Origin of the sequence: Stenotrophomonas testudinis, assembly GCF_024499815.1 — a bacterium.
In the GTDB taxonomy this organism is placed as follows: domain Bacteria; phylum Pseudomonadota; class Gammaproteobacteria; order Xanthomonadales; family Xanthomonadaceae; genus Stenotrophomonas.
The window spans coordinates 1-24,434 of record NZ_JAMOKY010000048.1 but is presented as its reverse complement, the minus strand read 5'-3'; the positions used below and the strand labels follow the sequence as shown (position 1 = coordinate 24,434).

At 67.3% G+C, this 24,434-nt stretch carries 20 protein-coding genes and 1 pseudogene; 15 read left to right on the top strand and 6 right to left on the bottom strand.

Annotation, left to right across the window (positions count from 1 at the left end; genetic code table 11):
- Positions 1-191: 191 nt before the first annotated feature.
- Positions 192-845, bottom strand: a complete 654-nt coding sequence (locus NQ204_RS18000) for a TetR family transcriptional regulator (protein WP_116864461.1) — start codon at positions 843-845, stop codon at positions 192-194.
- A gap of 236 nt (positions 846-1,081) precedes the next feature.
- On the opposite strand from NQ204_RS18000, the gene smeD reads away from it, so the two are divergent.
- The 3 genes from smeD to smeF are packed head-to-tail and all read left to right on the top strand — an operon-like array spanning position 1,082 to position 6,839.
- On the top strand, positions 1,082-2,269 hold the full coding sequence (gene smeD / locus NQ204_RS17995; protein ID WP_116864460.1) for a multidrug efflux RND transporter periplasmic adaptor subunit SmeD: 1,188 nt from the start codon (positions 1,082-1,084) through the stop codon (positions 2,267-2,269).
- A 12-nt stretch (positions 2,270-2,281) separates the two neighbouring features.
- Positions 2,282-5,461, top strand: coding sequence for a multidrug efflux RND transporter permease subunit SmeE (gene smeE / locus NQ204_RS17990; protein ID WP_243402744.1), 3,180 nt, complete (start codon positions 2,282-2,284; stop codon positions 5,459-5,461).
- Complete coding sequence (gene smeF, locus NQ204_RS17985; protein WP_488192375.1) at positions 5,454-6,839, top strand: multidrug efflux RND transporter outer membrane subunit SmeF; 1,386 nt, start codon at positions 5,454-5,456, stop codon at positions 6,837-6,839. Before smeE ends, smeF begins: the two co-directional genes overlap by 8 nt.
- Before the next feature lie 110 nt (positions 6,840-6,949).
- On the opposite strand, the gene NQ204_RS17980 is transcribed toward smeF, so the two are convergent.
- The 4 genes from NQ204_RS17980 to NQ204_RS17965 form a co-directional block, all read right to left on the bottom strand.
- Positions 6,950-7,372, bottom strand: coding sequence for a low affinity iron permease family protein (locus NQ204_RS17980; RefSeq protein ID WP_256644559.1), 423 nt, complete (start codon positions 7,370-7,372; stop codon positions 6,950-6,952).
- A 73-nt stretch (positions 7,373-7,445) separates the two neighbouring features.
- Positions 7,446-7,772: a hypothetical protein gene (locus tag NQ204_RS17975; protein ID WP_116864459.1), complete on the bottom strand. Its 327-nt coding sequence runs from the start codon at positions 7,770-7,772 to the stop codon at positions 7,446-7,448.
- A 74-nt stretch (positions 7,773-7,846) separates the two neighbouring features.
- Entirely contained in the window at positions 7,847-8,104 is a 258-nt protein-coding gene (locus NQ204_RS17970; RefSeq protein ID WP_116864458.1) for a hypothetical protein, read from the bottom strand.
- A 200-nt stretch (positions 8,105-8,304) separates the two neighbouring features.
- Positions 8,305-8,757 carry a nucleoside deaminase gene (locus NQ204_RS17965; RefSeq protein ID WP_116864457.1) on the bottom strand — a complete coding sequence of 151 codons (453 nt, stop codon included), beginning with the start codon at positions 8,755-8,757 and terminating at the stop codon, positions 8,305-8,307.
- Positions 8,758-8,838: 81 nt separating this feature from the next.
- Here NQ204_RS17965 and ubiE point away from each other — a divergent pair, with 81 nt between their 5' ends.
- The 4 genes from ubiE (at position 8,839) to NQ204_RS17945 (ending at position 13,192) form a co-directional block, all read left to right on the top strand.
- Positions 8,839-9,600, top strand: a complete 762-nt coding sequence (gene ubiE, locus NQ204_RS17960; RefSeq protein ID WP_108766376.1) for a bifunctional demethylmenaquinone methyltransferase/2-methoxy-6-polyprenyl-1,4-benzoquinol methylase UbiE — start codon at positions 8,839-8,841, stop codon at positions 9,598-9,600.
- A gap of 192 nt (positions 9,601-9,792) precedes the next feature.
- Entirely contained in the window at positions 9,793-11,721 is a 1,929-nt protein-coding gene (locus NQ204_RS17955) for a M1 family metallopeptidase (protein WP_116864456.1), read from the top strand.
- A gap of 122 nt (positions 11,722-11,843) precedes the next feature.
- Positions 11,844-12,575, top strand: coding sequence for a hypothetical protein (locus NQ204_RS17950; protein ID WP_116865372.1), 732 nt, complete (start codon positions 11,844-11,846; stop codon positions 12,573-12,575).
- Entirely contained in the window at positions 12,572-13,192 is a 621-nt protein-coding gene (locus NQ204_RS17945; protein WP_256644558.1) for an HAD family hydrolase, read from the top strand. The genes NQ204_RS17950 and NQ204_RS17945 overlap by 4 nt, the downstream gene beginning before the upstream one ends.
- 267 nt (positions 13,193-13,459) lie before the next feature.
- Here NQ204_RS17945 and NQ204_RS17940 read toward each other — a convergent pair whose 3' ends face one another.
- Positions 13,460-14,398 (bottom strand): carbohydrate kinase family protein, encoded by a 939-nt coding sequence (locus NQ204_RS17940; protein ID WP_079223403.1) that lies wholly within the window; start codon positions 14,396-14,398, stop codon positions 13,460-13,462.
- Positions 14,399-14,681: 283 nt separating this feature from the next.
- Here NQ204_RS17940 and NQ204_RS17935 point away from each other — a divergent pair, with 283 nt between their 5' ends.
- The 8 genes and pseudogenes from NQ204_RS17935 to NQ204_RS19610 all read left to right on the top strand — a co-directional run.
- Entirely contained in the window at positions 14,682-15,728 is a 1,047-nt protein-coding gene (locus tag NQ204_RS17935; RefSeq protein WP_079223402.1) for a rod shape-determining protein, read from the top strand.
- 118 nt (positions 15,729-15,846) lie between these two features.
- Positions 15,847-17,019 carry a rod shape-determining protein MreC gene (mreC, locus tag NQ204_RS17930; protein WP_256644557.1) on the top strand — a complete coding sequence of 391 codons (1,173 nt, stop codon included), beginning with the start codon at positions 15,847-15,849 and terminating at the stop codon, positions 17,017-17,019.
- Entirely contained in the window at positions 17,016-17,501 is a 486-nt protein-coding gene (mreD, locus tag NQ204_RS17925; protein ID WP_079223400.1) for a rod shape-determining protein MreD, read from the top strand. Before mreC ends, mreD begins: the two co-directional genes overlap by 4 nt.
- A 3-nt stretch (positions 17,502-17,504) precedes the next feature.
- A complete protein-coding gene (gene mrdA, locus NQ204_RS17920) occupies positions 17,505-19,586 on the top strand; it encodes a penicillin-binding protein 2 (protein WP_256644556.1) in 2,082 nt (693 codons plus the stop codon).
- Positions 19,583-20,695 (top strand): rod shape-determining protein RodA, encoded by a 1,113-nt coding sequence (rodA, locus tag NQ204_RS17915; protein ID WP_116865412.1) that lies wholly within the window; start codon positions 19,583-19,585, stop codon positions 20,693-20,695. The genes mrdA and rodA (NQ204_RS17915) overlap by 4 nt, the downstream gene beginning before the upstream one ends.
- Positions 20,696-20,853: 158 nt before the next feature.
- On the top strand, positions 20,854-21,945 hold the full coding sequence (rodA, locus tag NQ204_RS17910) for a rod shape-determining protein RodA (RefSeq protein ID WP_256644555.1): 1,092 nt from the start codon (positions 20,854-20,856) through the stop codon (positions 21,943-21,945).
- Between the two features lie 509 nt (positions 21,946-22,454).
- Positions 22,455-23,603: a lytic murein transglycosylase B gene (mltB, locus tag NQ204_RS17905; RefSeq protein ID WP_116865418.1), complete on the top strand. Its 1,149-nt coding sequence runs from the start codon at positions 22,455-22,457 to the stop codon at positions 23,601-23,603.
- Positions 23,600-24,364 (top strand): annotated as a pseudogene (locus NQ204_RS19610) (septal ring lytic transglycosylase RlpA family protein); the annotation flags it as partial. The gene mltB and the pseudogene NQ204_RS19610, both read left to right, overlap by 4 nt.
- Positions 24,365-24,434: the final 70 nt, after the last annotated feature.

Below are 24,434 nucleotides of genomic sequence, written 5' to 3'. Positions count from 1 at the left end.
GGACACAAAAAATCCGATGCCAGAAGACTGGCATCGGATTCTGATTGGCCCAGCTGCTTAAGTGAACAGCATTACGCCGAAAGGCGGCCTTCTTCGTTTGCGCGTACGGCATCCTCGCATGGCGTGGATCTACTGCAGCGCTGCCTGCTCACCGCCCCGGTAGCGACGGGCCATGCCCGGCGGATCCGACCCTACGGCAGCGGCTCGGGAATCGAGCCCGGCACGAACACGCCTTCCTTCACGTAGGCGGTCAGGGTCATGTCCAGCGCGAGCATGCCGTCGCGCTTGAGGTCCATCAGTTCCGGTTCGACCATCGCTCCGTGCAGCACGCCCAGCACGGTGGCGTGCAGCATGCGCGCGGCGATCTTCGGGTCGGCGCCGTCGCGCAGCTGGCCCAGGTCCTGGGCGCGGCGCAGGGCGCGCTCCATCCGGTCCAGCGCATCGCGGAAGCCGGACTGCTGCAGCTCGGCCAGCGCACGGCTTTCCGACGAGGCATCGCTGCGCAGCATGATTTCCATGGTCTTGCGCAGGCGCTCGTCCTCGGAGAGCTCGATGAACGAGTAGATCATCACCGCGCGCAGGTCGTGGATCGGCGTCTGCCGCTCGTCGCTGGAGGTGCGCTCCAGTTCCTGCATGAAGGGCAGGTGCACCCGCTGGATGATCGCGGCCAGCACCTCGGTCTTGTTCTTGAAGTGCCAGTAGACCGCGCCGCGGGTGTAGCCGGCGCGGGCACCGATCATTTCCAGCGTGGTCCGGGCCACCCCGTGTTCATGGAAGCAGGCCTCGGCAGCATCAAGGATGCCTTCGCGGGTTGCCTGGGTGTCTTCTTTGGTCTTGCGCGCCATGGGTCGGAGAGTGGGTACCAGTGCCGGTGAAACCTGCCTGAATTGTACCGCTTTACAAACAAACAAGCATGTATGTATATTTCGCCCCCATGCTCCCCGTCGTGTAGGCGCGCCCGCTCATGCCTGCGCCGTGCGCGGGGATGCCTGCCCGCTGCGACAACCGCGCCCCAGGACCGGGATGCGGCTGCGTATCACGGCAGGCTGAGAATCTTTTTCCTTCCCCGAGCCCCAGCCCCATGCCCCTGACCCGAATCCGCCCCTTCCTGCTGTCGCTGGCCATCGCCGCGACCGTAGCCGCCTGCGGTGGCCAACCCGAACAGCCCCAGCAAGGCCCCGGCCAGGTGACCGTGGTCACGCTGAAGTCGGAAAGCGTGGGCCTGACCCGTGAACTGCCGGGCCGCACCACTGCCTTCCTGGTCGCCGAAGTGCGCCCGCAGGTCAGCGGCATCGTCGCCAAGCGCCTGTTCACCGAAGGCGGCCTGGTGAAGGAAGGGCAGCCGCTGTACCAGATCGAGGACGCCAGCTACCGCGCCCAGGCCAACAGCGCACGTGCCCAGCTGGCCCGCGCCGAAGCCACCGCCAACGCCGCGCGCCTGAGCGCCAAGCGCATCACCGAGCTGGCCAAGGTCGATGCGGTCAGCCAGCAGGACCTGGAAAACGCCGTGGCCGCGCAGAAGCAGGCCGAGGCCGATGTCGGTGCCGCCAAGGCTGCGCTGGACGCGGCCAACGTCACCCTCGGCTACGCCCGCATCACTGCGCCGATCAGCGGCCGCATCGGCAAGTCCAGCGTCACCCAAGGCGCGCTGGTGAGCGTCGGCCAGGCCGATGCACTGGCCACCGTGCAGCAGCTCACCCCGATCTACGTCGACCTGACCCAGTCCTCGGCCGAGCTGCTGCAGCTGCGCCGCGAACTGGCCGCCGGCCGCCTGCAGGACAACCAGACCCTGCCGGTCACCATCCTGCTGGAGGACGGCAGCGAGTTCCCGCACAAGGGCGCGCTGGAGTTCTCCGAAGTGAGCGTCGACCCGACCACCGGCAGCTACGCGTTGCGGGTGAAGGTGGACAACCCCGAGGGCCTGCTGATGCCGGGCATGTACGTGCGCGCGGTGATCGGTGGCGGCGTGCGCGCCGATGCCGTGCTGGTGCCGATGCAGGGCATCGCCCGCGACGCCAAGGGCGATACCAGCGCCATGGTGGTCGGCAAGGACAACAAGGTGGAAGTGCGCCCGGTGAAGGTCAGCCGCGCACTGGCCGACAAGTGGCTGGTCGAGGACGGCCTGCAGCCGGGTGACAAGGTCATCGTCGAAGGCCTGCAGAAGATCGGCCCCGGCATGCCCGTGCAGGCCACCGAGAAGGGCGCCGCCCCGGCACAGCCGGACGCCGCCCCGCAGCCTGCCGCCCAGCCGGCCGGCGACGCGAAGTAAGCGGAGAATTCCATGGCACGTTTTTTCATTGATCGACCCATCTTCGCGTGGGTGATCGCCATCATCATCATGCTGGCCGGTGCGCTGGCGGTGGTGAAGCTGCCGGTGTCGATGTATCCCGAGGTCGCCCCGCCGGCCGTCGAGATCAGCGCCACCTACCCGGGTGCATCGGCCAAGGTGGTCGAGGACTCGGTGACGCAGATCATCGAGCAGAACATGAAGGGCCTTGATGGCCTGATCTACTTCTCCTCCAACAGCTCGGCCAACGGCCAGGCCACCATCACCCTCACCTTCGAAGCCGGCACCAACCCGGACATCGCCCAGGTGCAGGTGCAGAACAAGCTGCAGCTGGCCATGCCGCTGCTGCCGCAGGAAGTGCAGCGGCAGGGCATCAACGTGGCCAAGTCCAGCAGCGGCTTCCTGCAGGTGCTCGGCTTCGTGTCCAACGACGGCAGCATGGATGCCAACGACATCGCCGACTACGTGGGCTCCAATGTCGTCGACACGCTGAGCCGCGTGCCGGGCGTGGGCAACATCCAGGTGTTCGGTGGCAAGTACGCCATGCGCATCTGGCTGGACCCGAACAAGCTGCACACCTACAAGCTGTCGGTCGATGAAGTGACCGCGGCGATCACCGCGCAGAACGCACAGGTGGCCATCGGCCAGCTGGGTGGTGCGCCGTCGGTGAAGGGCCAGCAGCTCAACGCCACCATCAACGCGCAGGACCGCCTGCAGACCCCGGAACAGTTCCGCAACGTCCTGGTGCGTGGCGGCACCGACGGCAGCGAGCTGCGCCTGGGCGATGTCGCCCGCGTCGAACTGGGCGCGGAAAGCTATGACTTCGTCACCCGCTACAACGGCAAGCCGTCCACCGGTATCGCCATCACGCTGGCCACCGGCGCCAACGCGCTGGCCACCGCGGAGGGCGTGCGCACCGCGCTGGACGAGATGAAGTCCAGCTTCCCGGCCGGCCTGGAAACGGTCGTGCCGTACGACACCACCCCGTTCGTGCAGGTCTCGATCAAGGGCGTCATCAAGACCCTGATCGAAGCGATCGTGCTGGTGTTCGTGGTGATGTACCTGTTCCTGCAGAACTTCCGCGCCACCCTGATTCCGACCATCGCCGTGCCGGTGGTGCTGCTGGGTACCTTCGGCGTGCTGGCCATGCTGGGCTTCTCGGTCAACATGCTGACCATGTTCGCCATGGTGCTGGCCATCGGCCTGCTGGTGGACGATGCCATCGTGGTGGTGGAGAACGTCGAGCGCATCATGTCCGAAGAGGGCCTGTCGCCGCTGGAAGCCACCCGCAAGTCGATGAGCCAGATCACCGGCGCGCTGGTGGGCATCGGCCTGGTGCTGTCGGCGGTGTTCGTGCCGATGGCCTTCATGAGCGGCTCGACCGGCATCATCTATCGCCAGTTCTCGGCCACGATCGTTTCGGCCATGGCGCTGTCGGTTCTGGTGGCGATCGTGCTGACCCCGGCGCTGTGCGCGACCATGCTCAAGCCGCTGAAGAAGGGCGAGCACCATGTCGCGCACACCGGCCTGCTCGGCCGCTTCTTCAACGGTTTCAACCGCGGCTTCGACCGTTCCAGCGAGACCTACCAGCGCGGCGTGAAGGGCATCATCCATCGCCCGTGGCGCTTCATGGGCATCTTCGTCGCCCTGGCCGTGGTGATGGGCGTGCTGTTCGTGCGCCTGCCCAGTTCGTTCCTGCCCAATGAAGACCAGGGCATCATGATGGCGCTGGTGCAGACCCCGGTCGGTGCCACCCAGGAACGCACGCTGGAAGCGATGGCCAAGCTGGAAGACCACTTCCTGAAGAACGAGGCCGACGCGGTCGAGTCCATCTTCGCCGTGCAGGGCTTCAGCTTCGCCGGCATGGGCCAGAACGCCGGCATGGCCTTCGTCAAGCTGAAGGACTGGAAGGAGCGCGACGCCGACCACAGCGTCGGTGCGATCACCGGGCGTGCGATGGGCGCGCTGGGCCAGATCAAGGACGCCTTCATCTTCGCCTTCCCGCCGCCGGCCATGCCGGAGCTGGGCATCGGTTCGGGTTACACGTTCTTCCTGAAGGACACCAGCGGCAAAGGCCATGACGCCCTGCTGGCCGCGCGCAACCAGCTGCTGGGTGCGGCGGGCCAGAGCAAGCTGCTGGCCAACGTGCGCCCCAACGGCCAGGAAGACACGCCGCAGCTGCGCATCGACGTGGACGTGGAAAAGGCCAATGCGCTGGGCCTGTCGATCAGCTCGATCAACAACACCTTGGCCGCGGCGTGGGGCAGCAGCTACATCGATGACTTCATCGACCGTGGTCGGGTCAAGCGCGTGTACGTGATGGCCGATGCACCGTTCCGCATGAATCCGGACGACTTCAACGTCTGGTCGGTGAAGAACGGGCAGGGCGAAATGGTGCCGTTCAGTGCCTTCGCCTCCAAGCGCTGGGACTACGGTTCGCCGCGCCTGGAGCGCTACAACGGCGTGTCGGCGATGGAGATCCAGGGCGAGCCCGCTGCGGGCGTGGCCTCCGGTGATGCCATGGCCGAGATCGAACGCATCGCCAAGGACCTGCCGCCGGGCTTCGACATCGAATGGACCGCGCTGTCCTACCAGGAACGCCAGGCCGGTTCGCAGACGCCGCTGCTGTACACGTTGTCGCTGCTGATCGTGTTCCTGTGCCTTGCCGCGCTGTATGAAAGCTGGAGCGTGCCGACCTCGGTGCTGCTGGTGGCGCCGCTGGGTATTCTCGGCGCGGTGCTGGCCAACACCTTCCGCGGCATGGAACGCGACATCTACTTCCAGGTGGCGATGCTGACCACGGTGGGCCTGACCAGCAAGAACGCGATCCTGATCGTGGAATTCGCCAAGGAGAACCTGGAGAAGGGCGCGGGCCTGATCGAAGCGACGATGCATGCGGTCCGCGACCGCCTGCGCCCGATCATCATGACCTCGCTGGCGTTCGGCCTGGGCGTACTGCCGCTGGCCATCGCCTCCGGTGCAGGTTCCGGTGCGCAGCGCGCGATCGGTACCGGCGTGCTGGGCGGCATGCTGGTGGGCACCGTGATGGGCGTGTTCTTCATCCCGCTGTTCTTCGTGGTGGTGCAGCGCGTGTTCAACCGCAACAAGGGCAACGGAGGCGGCACGCCGCCGGCTCCGCGCGATGGCGCTGCCCATGGAGGTTCCCATGAATAAGACCCCCTTGCTGCTGGCGCTCGTCGCCAGCCTGGGCCTGGCCGGCTGCTCCACGCTGGTGCCGAAGAACACCGCCGTTGCCCCGGCCATTCCGTCGCAGTGGCCGGCCGAAGCCAGCCAGGGCGAAGTGACCGATGTTGCGGCACTGGGCTGGCGCGACTTCTTCACCGATGAGCGCCTGCAGCAGGTGATCGGCCAGGCGCTGGACAACAACCGCGACCTGCGCGTGGCGGTGTTGAACGTGGAAAAGGCACGCGGCCAGTACCGCGTGCAGCGTGCCGACCGCGTGCCCGTCCTGGCCGCTACCGGCCAGATGGAACGGCAGGGCACCAATGCCGGCGTCACCGAGCAGTTCACCGCCGGCGTCGGTGTGGCCGACTTCGAGCTGGATCTGTTCGGCCGCGTGCGCAACCTCAGCGAGTCTGCCTTGCAGCAGTACTTTGCCGTGGCCGCCAACCGCCGCAACGCGCAGCTGAGCCTGGTGGCCGAGACTGCCACCGCGTGGCTGACCTACGGTGCCGATGCGCAGCAGCTGAAGATTTCCGAGGCCACGCTGAAGACCTACGAGGATTCGCTGCGCCTGGCCGAGGCCCGCCACGAACGCGGCGGCAGCTCCGGGCTCGAGCTGAGCCAGACGCGCACACTGGTCGAAACCGCGCGTACCGATGCCGCCCGCCTGCGCGGGCAGCTGGCCCAGGACCGCAACGCGCTGGCCCTGCTGGCTGGTGGCCAGGTCGATGCGGACCTGCTGCCGGACAGCATCGAACCGCAGCTGCTGGCCCTGGCCCCGCCGCCGGCCGGCCTGCCCAGCGACGTGCTGCTGCAGCGCCCGGACATCATGGCCGCCGAACACCAGCTGCTGGCGGCCAACGCCAACATCGGCGCGGCGCGTGCCGCGTTCTTCCCGAGCATCACCCTGACCGGCAGCATCGGCAGTGGCTCGGGCGAACTGTCCAACCTGTTCGACAGCGGCACCCGCGTGTGGAGCTTCCTGCCGAAGATCACCTTGCCGATCTTCCAGGGCGGCAAGCTGCGCGCGAACCTGGCGGTGGCCAATGCGGATCGCGATATCGCCTTGGCGCAGTATGAAAAGGCGATCCAGAGCGGCTTCCGCGAAACCTCTGACGCGCTGGCGCTGAATGTCAGCCTGGACGAGCAGGTGAGCGCGCAGCAGCGCCTGGTGGATGCGGCCGAAACAGCCAACCGCCTGTCGCAGGCCCGCTATGACGCTGGCCTGGACAGCTTCGTGACCCTGCTGGACGCACGCCGCACCGCCTACAGCGCGCAGCAGACGCGCCTGCAGACCGAACTGGCCCAGCAGACCAATCGCATCACCCTGTACAAGGTGCTGGGCGGCGGCTGGCACGAACGCGGGTAAATCCCGGTAGCGCCGGGCCATGCCCGGCGGCTTTCCTTTGAGCGTTCATGGCGTCGGTCACAGGCCGCGCTGCGCGCTCGCCGGGCATGGCCCGGCGCTACCGCCTGGCGTCAAACCGCCTCATCATCACGCGGCGCCGCGCGGCAGGAGCGTACCCGGGCAAGCGCATCGCCGGATTCGCGGGCCATGCGCTCGTACTCGGCGCGGATTTCCTCCAGCCGCTCTTCGTCCATTTCTTCCAGGTCCAGCAGCTCGTTGTTGGCCTCGGGCGTGGCGCGGATCAGCTCGTCCAGCTTGATCTGCATCGCTGCCGTATCCGAGTTCTGAGTGTGCTGGATCAGGAACACCATCAGGAAGGTGATGATGGTGGTGCCGGTGTTGATCACCAGCTGCCAGGTATCGTTGAAGCCGAACACGGGGCCGCTGATGCCCCACACCACCACGATCGCCACCGCGGCCAGGAAGGTCCACGGCGAGCCGGTGGCGGCCGCGGCCTTCTTGGCGATCGTATTGAACAGGGTTCTTGCTTTCATCGTCGTCGTTCCACCCAGGTGACGACGATGGTCGGCAGCCGCCCGTGCACGGGCCGTGCAGCCGCGGGGAAACTCAGGCGCGCAGGCGCGGGGCGTCCTGCAGGCGCACGCGACTGGTCTGGTAGACGTGCTGCCAGCAGCGGTCGACGAACTCGCGGGCCTGCGATTCGGTCAGGCGCGGCATGATCTGCAGGGCGTACTGGGTCTGGAACATTTCATCGCGCTCGGCGTTGCTGGCGCGCGGCTGGGTGATCAGCGAATCACAGGCGAATTTGATCCACGGCACGTAGGAGCCGAACGAGTTGTGCGTCAGGGCACCGTCGGCATGCTGCCGGCGCCAGTGATCGAGCTCCGCATCTACGTCGATGACCGGTGGGATGGCGGGGACTTCAGCGTGCATGGCATTCCAGTTCGGTTGGGGGGGCAGGGAGTGGGGGTTCATCGCAGTGTGCGTATGTGCCGGTGCATGCAGCGTCAGCGCGGTGTGCAGCCGGTGTTGCCATCGATCAGCTGTGCGTGTTCAACGGCGCCAAGTTCTTCGGCCATGTCGGCCATCGCGTTGCACAGGCGTATGCGGTCGCGCGAATGATCGCGGGTGACTTCCTGCGGCATGTCCCGGAATGCAGCCCAGAACGGCGCGCCACGACGGTTCAGCGCGTACTGCTGCGTCAAGCGGTCGCGGATGTCGGCGAGGGCCGGATCGGACAGGGGATGTACGGCGTGCGCGCTCATCGGGTTGCTCCGCCCGGACTAAGGGGCCCCGGTGATTCCACCGTAGGCGTTCCGTGCGAAGGGGGTGTTAGCAGCGCGTGTGCGGCTCATCTAGCTGACTGTGCGTCACTGCACATCGAAGGTGCGCAGAGGCTGCCGGCACAAGGCTGTGCCGGCTCTGAAGCGTTCATGTAGCTGTGCGCAGAACGAAAACGCGGCGCTTATTCGCCGATATCTTCGTTCCAGATTTCCGGGTATTGCGCAATGAAGCCGCCCAGCAGGTCCACGCATTCCTGGCTGTCCAGGTCGATCACGTTGACGCCGTTTTCGCGCAGCCAGTCGATGCCGCCCCGGAAGGTGCGCGACTCGCCCACCACCACAGTGCCGATGTTGAACTGGCGCACCAGGCCCGAGCAGTACCAGCACGGCGCCAGGGTGGTGACCATGATGGTGTCCTGGTAGCGGCGCTGGCGGCCGGCCTTGCGGAAGGCATCGGTTTCGCCGTGCACGGACGGGTCGCCTTCCTGCACGCGGCGGTTGTGGCCGCAGCCGAGCAGGCGGCCGTCGTTGTGGTACAGCGCCGCGCCGATCGGTACGCCGCCCTCGGCCAGGCCCTGTCGGGCTTCGGCGATGGCGGTCTGCAGCAGGGCCTGGTAGTCGGGCGTGGTGATCATGCGGGGCTCCGGTGGGTCATGGGCCGCCATGATAAGGCCCGGTTACCCCGCAGCGGCCCCGGCGGTGCGATAATCAGCGGCATGAGCGAATCCCCCTACAAATCCGGTACCACCCATTTCGGGTTCCGCGACGTGGCCGCCAAGGACAAGCAGAAGCTTGTCGGCGAGGTGTTCACCTCGGTCGCGCGCAACTACGACCTGATGAACGACCTGATGAGCCTCGGCGTGCACCGGGCCTGGAAGCGCTATTACGTGGCCACCGCGCAGGTGAAGCCGGGTGACCGCGTGCTCGACCTGGCCGGCGGCACCGGCGACATCGCCGCCCTGCTGAAGGAGCGCGTGGGCGCCGAAGGTTCGGTGGTGCTGGGCGACATCAACGCCGGCATGCTGTCGGTCGGCCGTGACCGCCTGACCAACCGCGGCCTGGTGCTCGGCCTGGACTACGTGCAGTGCAATGCCGAAGCCCTGCCATTCCCGGACAACAGCTTCGACCTGGTGACGATCGCCTTCGGCCTGCGCAACGTGACCGACAAGGACGCCGGCCTGCGCGAGATGTACCGCGTGCTGAAGGTGGGCGGCCAGGCCCGCGTGCTGGAGTTCTCCGAAGTCACCGCCGACTGGTTCAAGCCGATCTACGACTTCCACTCGTTCAGGATCCTGCCGAAGCTGGGCAAGCTGTTCGCCAACGATTCGGACAGCTACCAGTATTTGGCCGAGAGCATCCGCAAGCACCCGCCGCAGGAAGAGCTGAAGGCGATGATGGGGCAGGCCGGTTTCGAACGCTGCCACTACAAGAACCTGACCGGCGGCATCGTCTCGATCCACTCCGGCTACAAGCTGTAAAGCGTGTGGGGCCGCCGGGCATGGCCCGGCGCTACCTGTTCTGGTAGGTGCCAACCTTGGTTGGCACACGCCCGCGCCGGGCGCCCCATGGCGCAGGGCCGGCCCCCGGCCGGCCTTACCCCGCATCGCGCAACGCGTCCGGGGCGAGGGAGAGGTACCATTGGGGTTTGATCCCCGTAACGGTCCCGATTCATGCGTAATCCGCTGATGCTCCTTCCGCTGGCCGTGGCCCTGGCCGCCGGCTGCTCCCAGGAGGCGGCCGCGCCCGCCGCCGCCCCGACTGCCGAAAAGGCCCCCGCTGCCCCCGTGAACGCCGAGAACCGCAGCCACGACGAAAGCTCGTACGCCGAGCCGGACAAGGTCGTCATCAAGGACATCGCGCTGGATCTGAAGCTGGACTTCGACCAGAAGCAGATCGGCGGCACCGCCACCTACACCCTTGAATGGAAGCAGAAGGACGCCCAGCAGCTGGTGCTCGACACCCGTGAGCTGAACGTCTCCAAGGTCGAGGCCATCGGCGCCGATGGCGCGCGCAGTGAACTGAAGTTCGCCCTGGCCCCGGTCGACAAGGTGTTCGGCAGCAAGCTGACCATCGAAGCGCCGGAACAGCCGGCCAAGGTCGAAGTGACCTACCACACCGCACCGACCGCCTCGGGCCTGCAGTGGCTGGAGCCGTCGATGACCGAGGGCAAGAAGCTGCCCTTCATGTTCAGCCAGTCGCAGGCCATCCACGCCCGTTCCTGGGTGCCGCTGCAGGACACCCCGAGCGTGCGCTTCACCTACAGCGCGCACGTGACCTCGCGCCCGGACGTGATGGTGCTGATGAGCGCCGACAACGATCCGAAGGCCGCGCGTGACGGTGACTACACCTTCAAGATGCCGCAGCCGATCCCGTCCTACCTGCTGGCCATCGCTGCCGGTGACCTGGTGTTCGAGCCGATTTCCGGCCGCTCCGGCGTCTGGGCCGAGCCGACCATGGTCAACAAGGCCGCCAAGGAATTCGAAGACACCGAGAAGATGATCGGTGCCGCCGAAAAGCTGTACGGCGAATACCGCTGGGGCCGCTACGACATGCTGGTGCTGCCGCCGTCGTTCCCGTTCGGCGGCATGGAAAACCCGCGCCTGACCTTCGCCACCCCAACCGTGATCGTCGGCGACAAGTCGCTGGTCTCGCTGGTCGCCCACGAACTGGCGCACAGCTGGTCGGGCAACCTGGTGACCAACGCCAGCTGGAAGGACATCTGGCTCAATGAGGGCTTCACCACCTACGTCCAGGGCCGCATCACCGAAGCCCTGTACGGCAAGGAGATGGCCGAGATGGAGAAGCAGATCGACCAGACCGACCTGTTGGCCGAAGTGAAGGACATGAGCCCGGCCGACCAGGCCCTGGCCCTGCCGCCGCTGAACGAGCGTGACCCCGACGAGGCCCTGAGCCAGGTCGCCTACGTCAAGGGTTCGTGGTTCCTGGAGTTCCTGGAACAGCGCTTCGGCCGCGAGACCTTCGATCCGTTCCTGCGTGGCTGGTTCGATGACCATGCCTTCCAGAGCGCCAACACCGACCAGTTCGTCGACTACCTGAAGAAGAACCTGCTGCCGAAGAACCCCTCGGCGGTAAGCGAGGCCGAGCTGAAGGCATGGCTGGACGAGCCGGGCATCCCGTCGTTCGCTACCAAGGCACAGTCGCGCAACTTCAGCAGCGTCGATGCCGCGCGCATCGCGTTCTCCGGGGCGGGCAGTCTGCCGGCCAACCAGGTCACCGCCGAGTGGGGCACCCAGGAATGGGTCCGCTTCATCGACGGCCTGGGCACCACCCTGCCGCTGGACAAGCTGGCCGAGCTGGACAAGGCCTACCACTTCACCGGCACCGCCAATGGCGAAATCGCCATGCGCTGGTACCCGCTGGCCATCCGCAGCGGCTACGAGCAGGCCAATGACGCGGCTGCGGCGTTCATCGAGCGCGTCGGCCGTCGCAAGCTGATCATGCCGATCTACGCCGAACTGGTGAAGACCCCGAAGGGTCTGGAGCTGGCCAAGGCGGCCTTCGAGAAGGCCAAGCCGGGCTACCACCCGATCACCACCGCCTCGGTGCAGGATCTGCTGACCAAGGCTGAAGCCAAGTAAGAAAAACGCGCCGGGCATCCCCCGGCGCTTTTTTTGTAGAGTCGAGCCATGCTCGACTGCTGTTGGACGGCCAGTCGAGCATGGCTCGACTCTACAGAAAGGCACCCGCAAAGGACTTCCGCATGAAACGTCTGATCCTGATCACCGCCTGCGCCCTGGCCCTGGCCGCCTGCAGCAACCCCGAGGAAGAGCGCAAGGCGCAGGAAGCCGCCGCTGCCGCCGCCCAGGCGCAGAAGGAAGCCAAGGCCGAGGACGTCGCCAAGCAGTACGACGCGGCCGTGGCCGCGCAGGACTGGGAACGCGCGCGCATCCATGGTGGTTCGCTGCTGGACCAGTACAAGGACACCGCCGCCGCCGAGCGCATCGCCGCCGGCTTCGATGAAGTGAAGGCCAAGGGCGATGCCGCGCGCGACCTGCGCCGCATGCAGGCGTTGTGGCAGTACAACGAGATTCCGGTCGGCAGCAAGGGCAAGCAGGTCTCGGCCACCATCTACAGCAAGGAACGGGTGGATGTGGACGGCAGCGGCGCCAAGCCGGTGCAGCTGGTGTTCCGCGATCATCCCGAATGGAAGCGCCACGCCTACCTGGTGCTGCAGGCCGGTGATTTCCGCTGCCCGCAGTGCACGGTGAAGGTGGCCGTGGACGATGGCAAGCCGATCTCGATGGCGGCCTGGCGGCCGAAGACCGATGAGGCCATCGCCATGTTCATCACCGACCAGAAGGCGCTGTGGAAGCTGGCGCAGAAGGGCAAGTCGATCAGCATCGAGTTCCCGGTGAAGGCCGGTGGCACCCGCACGGCCGTGTTCGAGACCGGCGGCGTGGACACCAGCCGCATGCCGCAGTGGTGGAAGTGACGGCCACCGCCGTGGTCGCGCCGGCACTGTCGGCCGTGCGCCACTGGGTGTTCGACATGGATGGCACGCTGACCGTGGCCATGCATGATTTCGAGCGCATCAAGCGCGAGCTGGGCATCCCGCCCAGCGCGGACATCCTCGTGCACCTGGCGGGCCTGCCGGGTGCGGAGGCGGCGCGGAAGCACGCCTGGCTGCTGGCCCACGAGCGTGAGCTGGCCGAAGGCGCGCTGCCGGCGCCCGGCGCGGTCGAACTGCTGCGCGCGCTGGCCGCAGCCGGTTGCCAGCTGGGCATCCTGACCCGCAACGACCATGCGCTGGCCAAGCTGACGCTGGACGCGATCGGGGTAGGGGATCTGTTTGACGATGGCGGCATCATCGGCCGCGATGAAGCGGTGCCGAAGCCGTCACCCGACGGCGTGCAGCAGCATCTGCGGCGCTGGGGCATCGGTGCCGACGCGGCGGTGATGGTGGGCGACCACGCCTACGACCTGGACTGCGGCCGCGCCGCCGGCGCGCGCACCGTGCTGGTCAACCTGCCCGACAACCCGTGGCCGGGCCGCGCGGATTGGCATTTCGCCGATTGCCGCGCGTTGTTGGCCGCCTGGCAGGCCGCATGACCGTTTAGAGCCGAGCCCGTGCTCGGCTGCTCTGCAGTCAGGTCGCGCGGGGCGCGAAAGCCGAGCATGGGATCGGCTCTACAGAGAGCAGGCAACGAGTCGACCGGAGGTTCCGGTAGCGCCGGGCCATGCCCGGCGGGCAGTGTCGACCAAGGTCGACACCTGCCAGGGCAGTTCCAGATAACGCGTCGGGTGGAGAGCCCCCTTGTTGTTCAAGGGGGCGCGCCGAAGGCGCGGGGATAAGGTGGAATGCGCGGGCAGTTCGGCTTACGCGCCCAGCGCGTAACCGAACTGCTGCTTGAACTGGTCGTGGAACTCTTCAAACGTGAAGCGCTGGTTCTGCGTGCCCGGGTGCTCGACCTTCAGCGCGCCCATCAGGTTGGCCATGCGGCCGATGGTCAGCCAGTCGTAGCCCTTCTCGATGCCGTAGATCAGGCCGGCGCGGAAGGCGTCGCCACAACCGGTCGGATCGACCACGCGGCGCTCATGCGCCGGCGGAATGTCGTAGCTCTTTTCCGGGGTGTGGATGACCGCGCCCTTCGGGCCACGGGTGGTGATGTAGGCCTTCACCCGGCTCACGATCTGCTTCTCGTCCCAGCCGGTGCGTTCCTGCAGCAGGTTCGACTCGTAGTCGTTGACCACCACGTAATCGGCCTGCTCGATGAAATCGCGCAGCTCCGGACCGTTGAACAGCGGCAGCGCCTGGCCCGGGTCGAAGATGAAGGGGATGCCGCATTCCAGGAACTCGGCTGCGTTCTGGATCATGCCGTCACGGCCGTCCGGCGCGACGATGCCGAAGGTGACGCCCGGCACGTCCTTCACGTGGTTCTCGTGCGAACGCATCATCGCGCCCGGATGGAACGCGGTGATCTGGTTGTTGTCGTGGTCGGTGGTGATGAAGCACTGCGGGGTGAACATGTCTTCCAGCACGCGGACCTGGCTCAGGTCGATGTCCATGCGCTCGAAGTGCTCACGGTACGGAGCGAAGTCCTGGCCGACGGTGCCCATCGGGATCGGGCTGCCGCCCAGCAGCTTCAGGTTGTAGGCGATGTTGCCGGCGCAGCCGCCCAGTTCGCGGCGCATGCGCGGGACCAGGAAGGACACGTTCAGGATGTGCACCTTGTCCGGGAGGATGTGATTCTTGAACTGGTCCGGGAACACCATGATGGTGTCGAAGGCAAGAGAACCACAGATCAGAGCGGACATCGATGTAAGCCTATGCGGTGAATTTTGGAGGTGGCCAGCCGGCATCGGCCAGCAAGCAAATGGCGCCCTTGGGCGCCCGACGGCGCAAAGGTTACCTGCTGGTGCCGCTCAGGGCCAGAACCGGGTGATGCCCGATCAGGCCGAAACCCAGCCAAGTCGCGGGTTCAGCTAGTTTTTTCCTTGCTCGCCGGGGAGCGGGTTGCTAGGCTTGTCGGCCTCGAATTCTGCCCATTTTTTCGCCATCCCGCGGCGGGCACGACACCCCTCAGGACTCCTTCCTCAGATGTTCAAGAAACTCCGTGGCATGTTCTCCAACGACCTGTCCATCGACCTGGGCACGGCCAACACCCTTATTTACGTGCGTGGCCAGGGTATCGTTCTGAACGAGCCCTCGGTCGTGGCCGTGCGCCAGGACCGTGCCATCGGTGGCACCCGCTCGGTGGCAGCCGTAGGCGCCGAAGCCAAGCAGATGCTGGGCCGTACCCCGGGCCACATCACCACCATCCGCCCGATGAAGGACGGCGTCATCGCCGACTTCACCTACACCGAGGCGATGCTCAAGCACTTCATCAAGAAGGTGCACAAGTCCCGCGTGCTGCGCCCGAGCCCGCGCGTGCTGGTCTGCGTGCCGGCCGGTTCGACCCAGGTCGAGCGCCGCGCCATCCGTGAATCGGCCGAGGAAGCCGGTGCCCGCGACGTGTTCCTGATCGAAGAGCCCATGGCCGCGGCGATCGGCGCCGGCATGCCGGTCACCGAAGCGCGCGGCTCGATGGTCATCGACATCGGTGGCGGCACCACCGAAGTGGCGGTGATCTCGCTGAACGGCATCGTCTATTCGGCCTCGGTGCGCATCGGTGGCGACCGCTTCGACGAGTCGATCACCAACTACGTGCGCCGCAACCACGGCATGCTGATCGGTGAAGCCACCGCCGAGCGCATCAAGGTCGAGCTGGGCTGCGCCTACCCGCAGGCCGAGGTCATCGAGATGGAAATCTCCGGTCGCAACCTCGCCGAGGGTGTGCCGAAGATGATCAAGATCAGCTCCAACGAAGTGCTGGAGGCCCTGCACGAGCCGCTGTCGGGCATCGTCAGCGCGGTCAAGCTGGCCCTCGAGCAGACCCCGCCGGAACTGTGTGCCGACGTCGCCGAGCGCGGCATCGTGCTGACCGGTGGTGGCGCCCTGCTGCGCGACCTGGACCGCCTGATCTCCGAAGAAACCGGCCTGCACGTGCAGGTGGCCGACGATCCGCTGACCTGCGTGGCCCGCGGTGGCGGTCGTGCGCTGGAACTGGTCGACATGCACGGCAACGAGTTCTTTGCGCCGGACTGAGGCCTGCCGCCTGATCGTTCCTGCAGCGCCCTTCCGGGGTGTGGCCCGCTGCTGCGGGCCAGCACCGGTGGGGCGCCGCCGTGTTTCCCCTTCGCCCTTTGCTGGTTGAACTGTTGCCGTGCCGCCTTACGCCGGTCCTCCCGTAGCCTCCCGATCCGGTGACGCCGCCAGTCCGCTGCGACTGCTCGCCTACCTGGCCATGGCCATCATCCTGATCGTGCTGGACGACCAGGCTGGTTGGCTGGCGCGCGTGCGCGCCCAGGCCGACACGCTGGTGCAGCCGGTGTGGGCGCTGGCCGGCCTGCCCGGCAAGCTCAGCAACCAGGTGCGCGACAACGCGGCCAGCCATGGCCAGCTGGTGGCCGAGACCCGCGAACTGCGTAACCAGCTGCTGCTGGCCAATGCGCGCCTGACCCGCCTGCAGACCGCTGCGCTGGACAACGCCCAGCTGCGCGAGCTGCTGAACGTGGCCGAGCGCAGTGGCCTGGACGTGCAGCTGGCGCCGATCCTCGATATCGACCTGGACCCGGTCAAGCAGCGCCTGGTGCTCGATGCCGGCAGCCGCGATGGCGTACACGTGGGGCAGGCGGTGATCGACGCCGGTGGCCTGATGGGGCAGGTGATCAGCACCACCGGTGGTACCTCCACCGTGCTGCTGCTGACCGACCCGGACCATGCCGTGCCGGTGACCGTGGCCCGCAACGGCGTGCGCCTGATCGTCTACGGCCGCGGCGACACCCTGCAGCTGCGCGACATTCCGTTGAGCGCGGGCGTGGAAGTGGGCGATGAGATCGTCACCTCCGGCCTGGGCGGGCGGTTCCCGCCGGGCTTCCCGGTCGGCACCATCACCGCGCTGCGCCCCGACGACACCCACGCCTTCCTGGTGGGTGAAATGAAGCCTGCCGCCCAGCTCGACCGCGGCCGCGACGTGCTGCTGCTGCGCCCGGGCGCGGCGATCCGGATCCCGCCGGAGCTGCGCCAGAGCCTCAAAGCCGGCGCAGCCGGTGGCCCGGCCGAGGCCGACGCGCTGCCCGCCGGCACTGCGTCGGCCACGGCCCCCGACGCTGGGTCGGCCCCGGTAGTGCCGGCCGCTGGCCGGCAACCGTCCTCGCCTGCGGCGAGGGCGGTTGCCCCCGCATCTTCCCTTAACCCCGCGCCGTCGGCGCACCCCCTTCAACAAGAAGGGGGCTCTCCACCCGACGCTGGGTCGGCCCGGGTAGTGCCGGCCGCTGGCCGGCAACCGAAACCCGCCCAATCCGCCCAATCCACCCCGCAGGAGCCCGCACGATGAGCCGCCTGCGCGACAACCCCTGGGTGCTGCCGGCCAGCCTGGTCGTGGCCCTGCTGCTGGGCCTGCTGCCGCTGCCCGCACTGCTGCAGCCGCTGCGCCCCTATTGGCTGGCGCTGGTGCTGGCGTACTGGGTCATCGAGGCCCCCGAGCGCGTGGGCCTGGGCATCGCCTTCACCAGCGGCGTCATCGCCGACCTGCTGTATGGCGGCGTGCTGGGCGAACAGGCCATGCGCCTGGTCATGCTGGCCTTCATCCTGCAGCGCTTCCGCGCCCGCATCCGCTTCTTCCCGATGTCGCAGCAGATGCTGGCCATCGGCGGCCTGCTGTTCAATGACCGCATCGTCAGCGCGCTGGTGCACATCCTGGTGGGTGAGCCGACCTTGCCGTGGTCGTACTGGTGGGCGCCGCTGCTGGGCATGGGCCTGTGGCCGCTGGTGTTCGTGCTGCTCGACGCCGTGCGTTTCGGCAAGCGCGGGCGCTGAGCCATGATCCCGCGTCGCCAGGTCAAGAACCCGCACGCCGAAGCCGAACAGTTCCGCCGCCGCGCGGCGCTGGGCTTCCTCGGCGTGCTGGTCTGCCTGCTGGGCCTGGGCGGCTGGTACTTCAAGCTGCAGGTGCTGGACCACGACATCTACGCCACGCGCTCGGAGGCCAACCGCATCAAGCCGCGGCCGGTCGTGCCCGGGCGCGGCATGATCTACGACCGCAATGGCCGCCTGCTGGCCGAGAACGTGCCGGCCTTCCGCCTGGACGTGACCCCGGACAAGGTCAACGACATGGACGCCACCCTGGACGGGCTGGCGAAGATCATCAGCATCAGTCCTGAAGAGCTGGAAGCGTTCAACAAGTCGCGCAAGGCGCGCCGCAAGTTCCTGCCGGTCACCCTCAAGCTGCGCATGACCGATGAGGAAATGGCGCGCTTCGCCGTGGACCGTTGGCGCTTTCCGGGCGTGGAGCTGGAACCCTACCTGACCCGCCGCTATCCCTATGGCGACCTGTTCGCGCACATCATCGGCTACGTCGGCCGCGTGGACGAGAAGGACCTGGAAATCCTCGGCGAAGGCAACGCCGCGCTGACCCACATCGGCAAGTCGGGCCTGGAGCGCTATTACGAGCAGCAGCTGCGCGGCAAGGTCGGCTACGAGCAGGTCGAGACCAACGTGCAGGGCCGTGCCATCCGCACCATCGGCCGGGTGGCTGCGCAGTCCGGCGCCGACCTGCGCCTGTCCATCGATGCCGACCTGCAGCGTGCGCTGGTTGCCGCCTTCGGTGACCAGGAAGGTTCGGCCGTGGCGATGGACCCGCGCACCGGTGAAGTGCTGGCGATGGTCAGCCTGCCGTCGTACGACCCCAACCTGTTCGTCAACGGCATCTCGCATGCCGATTTCAAGGCGCTGAACGACAACCCGTCGCGGCCGCAGTTCAACCGCCTGGTACTGGGTGGCGTCGCCCCCGGTTCCACCCTGAAGCCACTGATCGGCCTGGCTGGCCTCGATTCCGGTGTGCGCAGGCCCGAAGACAAGGTGCTGTCCACCGGCATGTTCTACCTGCCGGGGACGTCGCGCGGCTGGGGCGATTCGCACCGCGGCGGCCATGGCTGGACGGACCTGCGCAAATCCATCGCGCAGTCGGTCAACACCTACTACTACAAGCTGGCGCTGGACCTGGGCATCGAGCGCTTCGACCATTACATGGAGTACTACGGCTTCGGCCAGCCGACCGGCATCGACCTGACCGGCGAGATCGGCGGCATCCTGCCGTCGCCGGCCTACAAGCGCAAAAGCCGCAAGGAAGCCTGGTACCCCGGCGACACCGTCAACATCAGCATTGGCCAGGGCGACTGGAAGGTCACCCCGCTGCAGCTGGCGCGCGGCGTCAGTGCGCTGGCCAATGGCCAGCTGCGCACCCCGCACCTGGTCATCCAGCAGCGCGCCGGTTTCGACCACGACTGGGTCGCCACCGAGCAGGGCCCGAGCAAGCCGGTCAGTCCCAACCCGAACAATGTACAGGCCGTGCGCGAAGGCATGATGGCCACGATGCAGCCCGGCGGCAGCGCCGCGCGCATGGCCGTGGGCGCGCCGTACGTCATGGCGGGCAAGACCGGTACCGCGCAGGTGGTCAGCCGCAAGGGCACGGCCGCAGTGAACCCGAAGAGCCTGCCGATGCACCTGCGCCACCGCGCGCTGTTCGTCGGTTTCGCGCCGGTCGAGCAGCCGGTCATCGCCCTGGCCATCGCCGTCGAAGGCGGTGGCTACGGTGGTTCGGCCGCCGCGCCGATCGCGCGCAAGGTGTTCGACGCCTACCTGCTGGGCAAGATGCCCGAGGGCATGCAGCCGCTGGACGCCGAGCGCGGCACCACCGTCATCGGCGTGACCGCGTTCGACAATGAAGATGCCAACGCGCGTCCGGCCGGCGACACCGCCGCCGCGCAGCTGGGCGAACACCCGGTGCTGGTCGGCATGCCCGCCTCGGAACCGGCGCCCGCCCCGGCCCCGGGCGCGCCTGCCGCATCTGCCGCCGCGTTGCCCGCCAGCCCACGTTCGACCCCCGCGGAGCCTGCACGATGAGTGACTTCCTGCGCTGGGCCGGCGACATGCTGCGCCGCTTCTTCAGCACCCTGGACTGGGTGCTGTGCCTGGCCCTCGGCGCGTTGATGCTGATCGGCCTGGCCACGCTGAAGAGTGCCGGCGGCGACAGCCTCGTGATGGCGCAGGGCGCGCGTTTCGTGGTCGGCCTGGCCGCCCTGTGGGCCATCTCGCGCGTGTCGATCCTGCGCATCCGCTCGGCCACGCCGATGATCTACGCGATCTCGATGATCCCGCTGCTGGCAGTGTTCGTGCTGGGCACCGGCAAGTACGGCCGGCAGTGGCTGGACCTGAAGTTCTTCTACCTGCAGCCGGCCGAGCTGCTGAAGGTCAGCCTGCCGATGATGGTGGCCTGGTACCTGCACCGCATGCCGCTGCCGCCGCGCTTCAATACCGTGCTGGTGGCGATGGTCATCATCGGCGTGCCGACCGGCCTGGTGATGCTGCAGCCGGACTTCGGTACCGGCGTGCTGATCGCCGCCAGTGGCGTGTTCGTGCTGCTGCTGGCCGGCCTGCCGTGGTGGTGGGTGGGCCTGGGCGTGGGCGGCGTGGCCGCGGTCGCGCCGCTGGCCTGGTTCTGGCTGCTGCGGCCGTACCAGAAGGACCGCATCATGATGTTCCTCGATCCGGAGATGGACGCGCTTGGCGCGGGCTGGAACATCATCCAGTCGAAGATCGCGATCGGTTCGGGCGGCTTCGATGGCAAGGGCTGGGGCGAAGGCTCGCAGTCGCACCTGAACTTCATTCCCGAACAGACCACCGACTTCGCGTTCTCGGTGCTGAGCGAGGAATTCGGCTGGTTGGGCGTGGCCCTGGTGCTGACCCTGTACCTGGTGGTGATCGGGCGCTGCCTGTGGATCGCCAGCCAGTCGCGCGATTCGTACTCGCGCCTGCTGGCCGGCGCCACCGGCCTGGCGTTCTTCGTCTACGTGCTGGTGAACGGCGGGATGATTTCCGGCCTGCTGCCGGTGGTGGGCGTGCCGATGCCGCTGATCAGCTACGGCGGTACCTCGGCCGTTTCGCTGCTGGCCGGCTTCGGCCTGGTGATGGCCGTTCGCAGCCACAACCCGGTGCACGGCGGCTACGGCTGATATCGGCTCCGCCGCTTTTATAGAGCCGAGCCCATGCCCGGCTGCTCTTCGCGAAACGCAGCCGAGCATGGGCTCGGCTCTACAGAAGATGCTTAGCCGGCTATGGGCCGGGTGGCATCGGAAAGCTTCACGCAAGCGCCGCTCGCTACCCTGCCCGGGTGGAATGGAAACGTCTATTCGGCATCTGCCGCGAGGCGGTGCGTACGATCGATCTGCCGCTGCTGCTTGGGTTGCTGCTGCTGATGGCAGCCGGCCTGGCCGTGCTGCACAGCGTGTCGGGTCCGGTCACCGGGCAGGCCGCGCGCTTTGCCGGTGGCCTGGTGGCGATGTGGCTGCTGTCGCGGGTGTCGCTGCTGCGCCTGCGCGCGTGGACCCCGGCCCTGTATGTGCTGTCGATGCTGCCGTTGATGGCGGTGTACGTGATCGGGACCGGCAAGTACGGCCAACGCTGGCTCAACCTGGGCGTGTTCTACCTGCAACCGTCCGAGCTGCTCAAACTCAGCCTGCCGCTGATGATGGCCTGGTACCTGCACCGCCAGCCGCTGCCGCCATCGCCACGCGCGGTGCTGACTGCCGCGGCGCTGATCGGCGTCCCCGCGGTGCTGATCCTGCTGCAGCCCAACCTGGGCACGGCCACCCTGGTGACAGCCAGCGGCGTGTTCGCGCTGCTGCTGGCCGGCCTGCACTGGGGCTGGGTGGTGGCCGGGCTGGCCAGTGTGGCGATGGCCGCGCCGATGGCCTGGTTCGGTCTGCTGCGGCAGTACCAGAAGGATCGCGTACTGACCTTCCTCGACCCCGCCGCGGATCCGCTCGGCACCGGCTGGAACATCCTGCAGTCACGCATCGCCATTGGTTCGGGCGGATGGGAAGGCCGCGGCTGGGGCAACGGCACGCAGGCCACCTTGGATTTCCTGCCCGAGTACACCACCGATTTCGCGTTCTCAGTGCTGAGCGAAGAGTTCGGCTGGATCGGCGTGGCGACGATGTTCGCGCTGTACCTGTTCGTGGTCGGGCGCTGCCTGTGGATTGCCGTGCACGCGCGCGACACGCATGCGCGGTTGCTGGCCGGCAGCCTGGGGCTGGCGTTCTTTGTCTATGTTCTGGTGAACGGCGGAATGATTTCCGGCCTGCTGCCGGTGGTGGGCATCCCGATGCCGCTGGTCAGCTACGGCGGCACCTCGGCCGTTTCGCTGCTGGCGGGGATCGGCCTGGTGATGGCAGTGCGCGTGCACCGACCGGTGAACGGGTAGCGCCGGGCCATGCCCGGCGGGTTTTGACCTCTTTAGCGTCGAGCCATGCTCGACGGCTTCCGGCGAAATGCAGTCGAGCATGGCTCGACTCTACGAGAGCGACTTCCCCGCCGACGAAGTTCCATAAAAAGTGCGGAACAATTCACACTTTGACGCAGCGTTGATCCGGATCAATGGACTTGTCGCAATCGGCCTGCACAATGGCGGCCCGTTCGGCACGGCGCGCCGTCTGTAGATGCAGCGGGAGGGGTCGTCGGGCGGGAAAGCAGTACTGGTCCAACGGATACAGGGAGCGCGGGGCACTGTCACTGGGGAGCGACAGCCGCGCAGGTATCGACAGGATCCGGTCGCCGGTTGCGCCTGCGGGGATGGGGGCGCAACCGGCAACCTCTGCCTGAATGGGGCAGGGTGATCACGACGTCTTCACATTTCCCGCTGAACGCGGGCAAATCGTTGTGATTCATGGTGTTAGGGGTTTTAATTCATCCATGACCTGCTAACCTGCGACGATGATTCGACGCTCCCTGGCCTGCTTGCTCACCCTCGGTCTGGTCGCCTGCGCGACCCAGCCGACGTCCCCCCCGACTTCACCCCAGGCCAGCAGCACGCCGCGCCATCCGGCCGGCAAGCCCCAGCAGGGCCCGGCCGAAGCTGCCCCGGAAGCGACCGCAGCCACTGCGCCACCGGTTGACCTGACCCCGGTGCCGTTCGAGACCGCCCGCGCCAACTTCATCGCCGACACCGCCAAGCGTTATGGCCTGGCGCCGGCCGAGATCGCCCGCGTGCTCGACCAGGCGCAGGTGCGCCAGCCGATCATCGCGGCCATGTCGCGGCCGGCCGAGCGGGTCAAGCCGTGGAACGAATACCGGCCGATGTTCATCAGCAAGGCGCGCATCGATGGCGGCCGCGCCTTCCTGGCCGAACACCGCGCCGAACTGGACCGCGTGCAGCAGCGCACCGGCGTGCCCGCAGAAGTGATCGTGGCCATCATCGGCGTGGAAACCAGTTACGGAAAGAACGCCGGCAGCCACCGCGTGCTCGATGCGCTGTACACGCTGGCCTTCTATTACCCGCGCAGCGGCGACCCGGCCAAGCTGGAACGCGAAGTGCGCCGCGAGCTGTTCTTCCGCGATGAACTGGCCAAGCTGTTCGAGCTGGGCCGGGAAGAGAGGCTGGACATCACCACGCTCAAGGGCAGCTATGCCGGTGCGATGGGCATGGGCCAGTTCATGCCCTCCAGCTATCTGGATTACGCCGTCGACGGCAATGGCGATGGTCGCCGCGATCTGTTCACCAGCTACGACGACGTGTTCTCGTCCATCGCCAACTACTTCGTGAAGAAGGGCGGCTGGGTGCGCGGCGGTCAGGTGGCGGTGCCGGCCACGCTGGCGCCGGGGCGCGAGGAATTCAACCCGACCGAGTGGATGCCCACCTGGTCGCTGGCCGACCTGGCCCAGCGCGGCTACCAGCCCAGCGCGCCGGTGCAGCCGGGTGCCACCGCCACGCCGATCACGCTTGAAGGCAGCACCGGCAAGCAGTACTGGCTGGGCTTCCAGAACTACTACGCGATCACCCGCTACAACCTCTCCAAGATGTACGCGATGGCCGTGTTCCAGTTGTCGCAGGCCATTGCCGGACAGGAGCTGCCCCCGGCATGAACATCAGATGGCTGGTCCCCGGAATCGTCGTGCTGGCGCTGGCGGCCTGCAGCAGCGCACCGAACAAACCCAGTGCCGGCCATGGCGGCAAGGTGCCCAGCACGGTGGTGCAGGGCAAGGGCGGGCGCCCGGCGCACTGCCCGGACGGTTCGCCGTACGCGGCCGCCACCGAGGACCTCAGCACGCGCGGCAACTACACCGCCGGCGGGCTGTACAAGCCGGGGGTGAAGGACACCACGCCCAGCTACGTGCCGAACGTGGCCTGCATTCCCGAGCCGGAAGTGACCGCGATCGAGCGCTCGGTCATCGGCAACAAATCGCCATACGTGGTGCTGGGCAAGTCGTACAAGGTGCTCGACGACACCCATGACTATGTCGAGCGCGGCACTGCGTCGTACTACGGCGCCAAGTTCCACGGCCGCCTGACCTCCAACCGCGAGGTCTACGACATGTACCAGTTCACCGCCGCGCACAAGACGCTTCCGCTGCCCAGCTTCGCCCGCGTGACCAACCTGGACAACGGCGAATCGGTGATCGTGCGCGTCAACGATCGTGGCCCGTTCCACGATGGCCGCGTGGTCGACCTCAGCTACGCCGCCGCCGTGCGCCTGGGCATCACCCAGCGCGGCACCGGCAACGTGGAAGTGCGCGCGCTGCAGCCGGGCGAAAGCAACCTGCTGGCGCAGAAGCCGTCGCGCCGCGAGCGCCGTGCGGCCGAACCCCCCCCGGCGGCCCCCCCCCCCGCCCCCCCCCCCCCCCCCCCCCCGGTCTTAAAAAAAAAATAACCTCCCCACCAAAAAATATTTTTTTATATAAAGCGGGTGGCCCGTA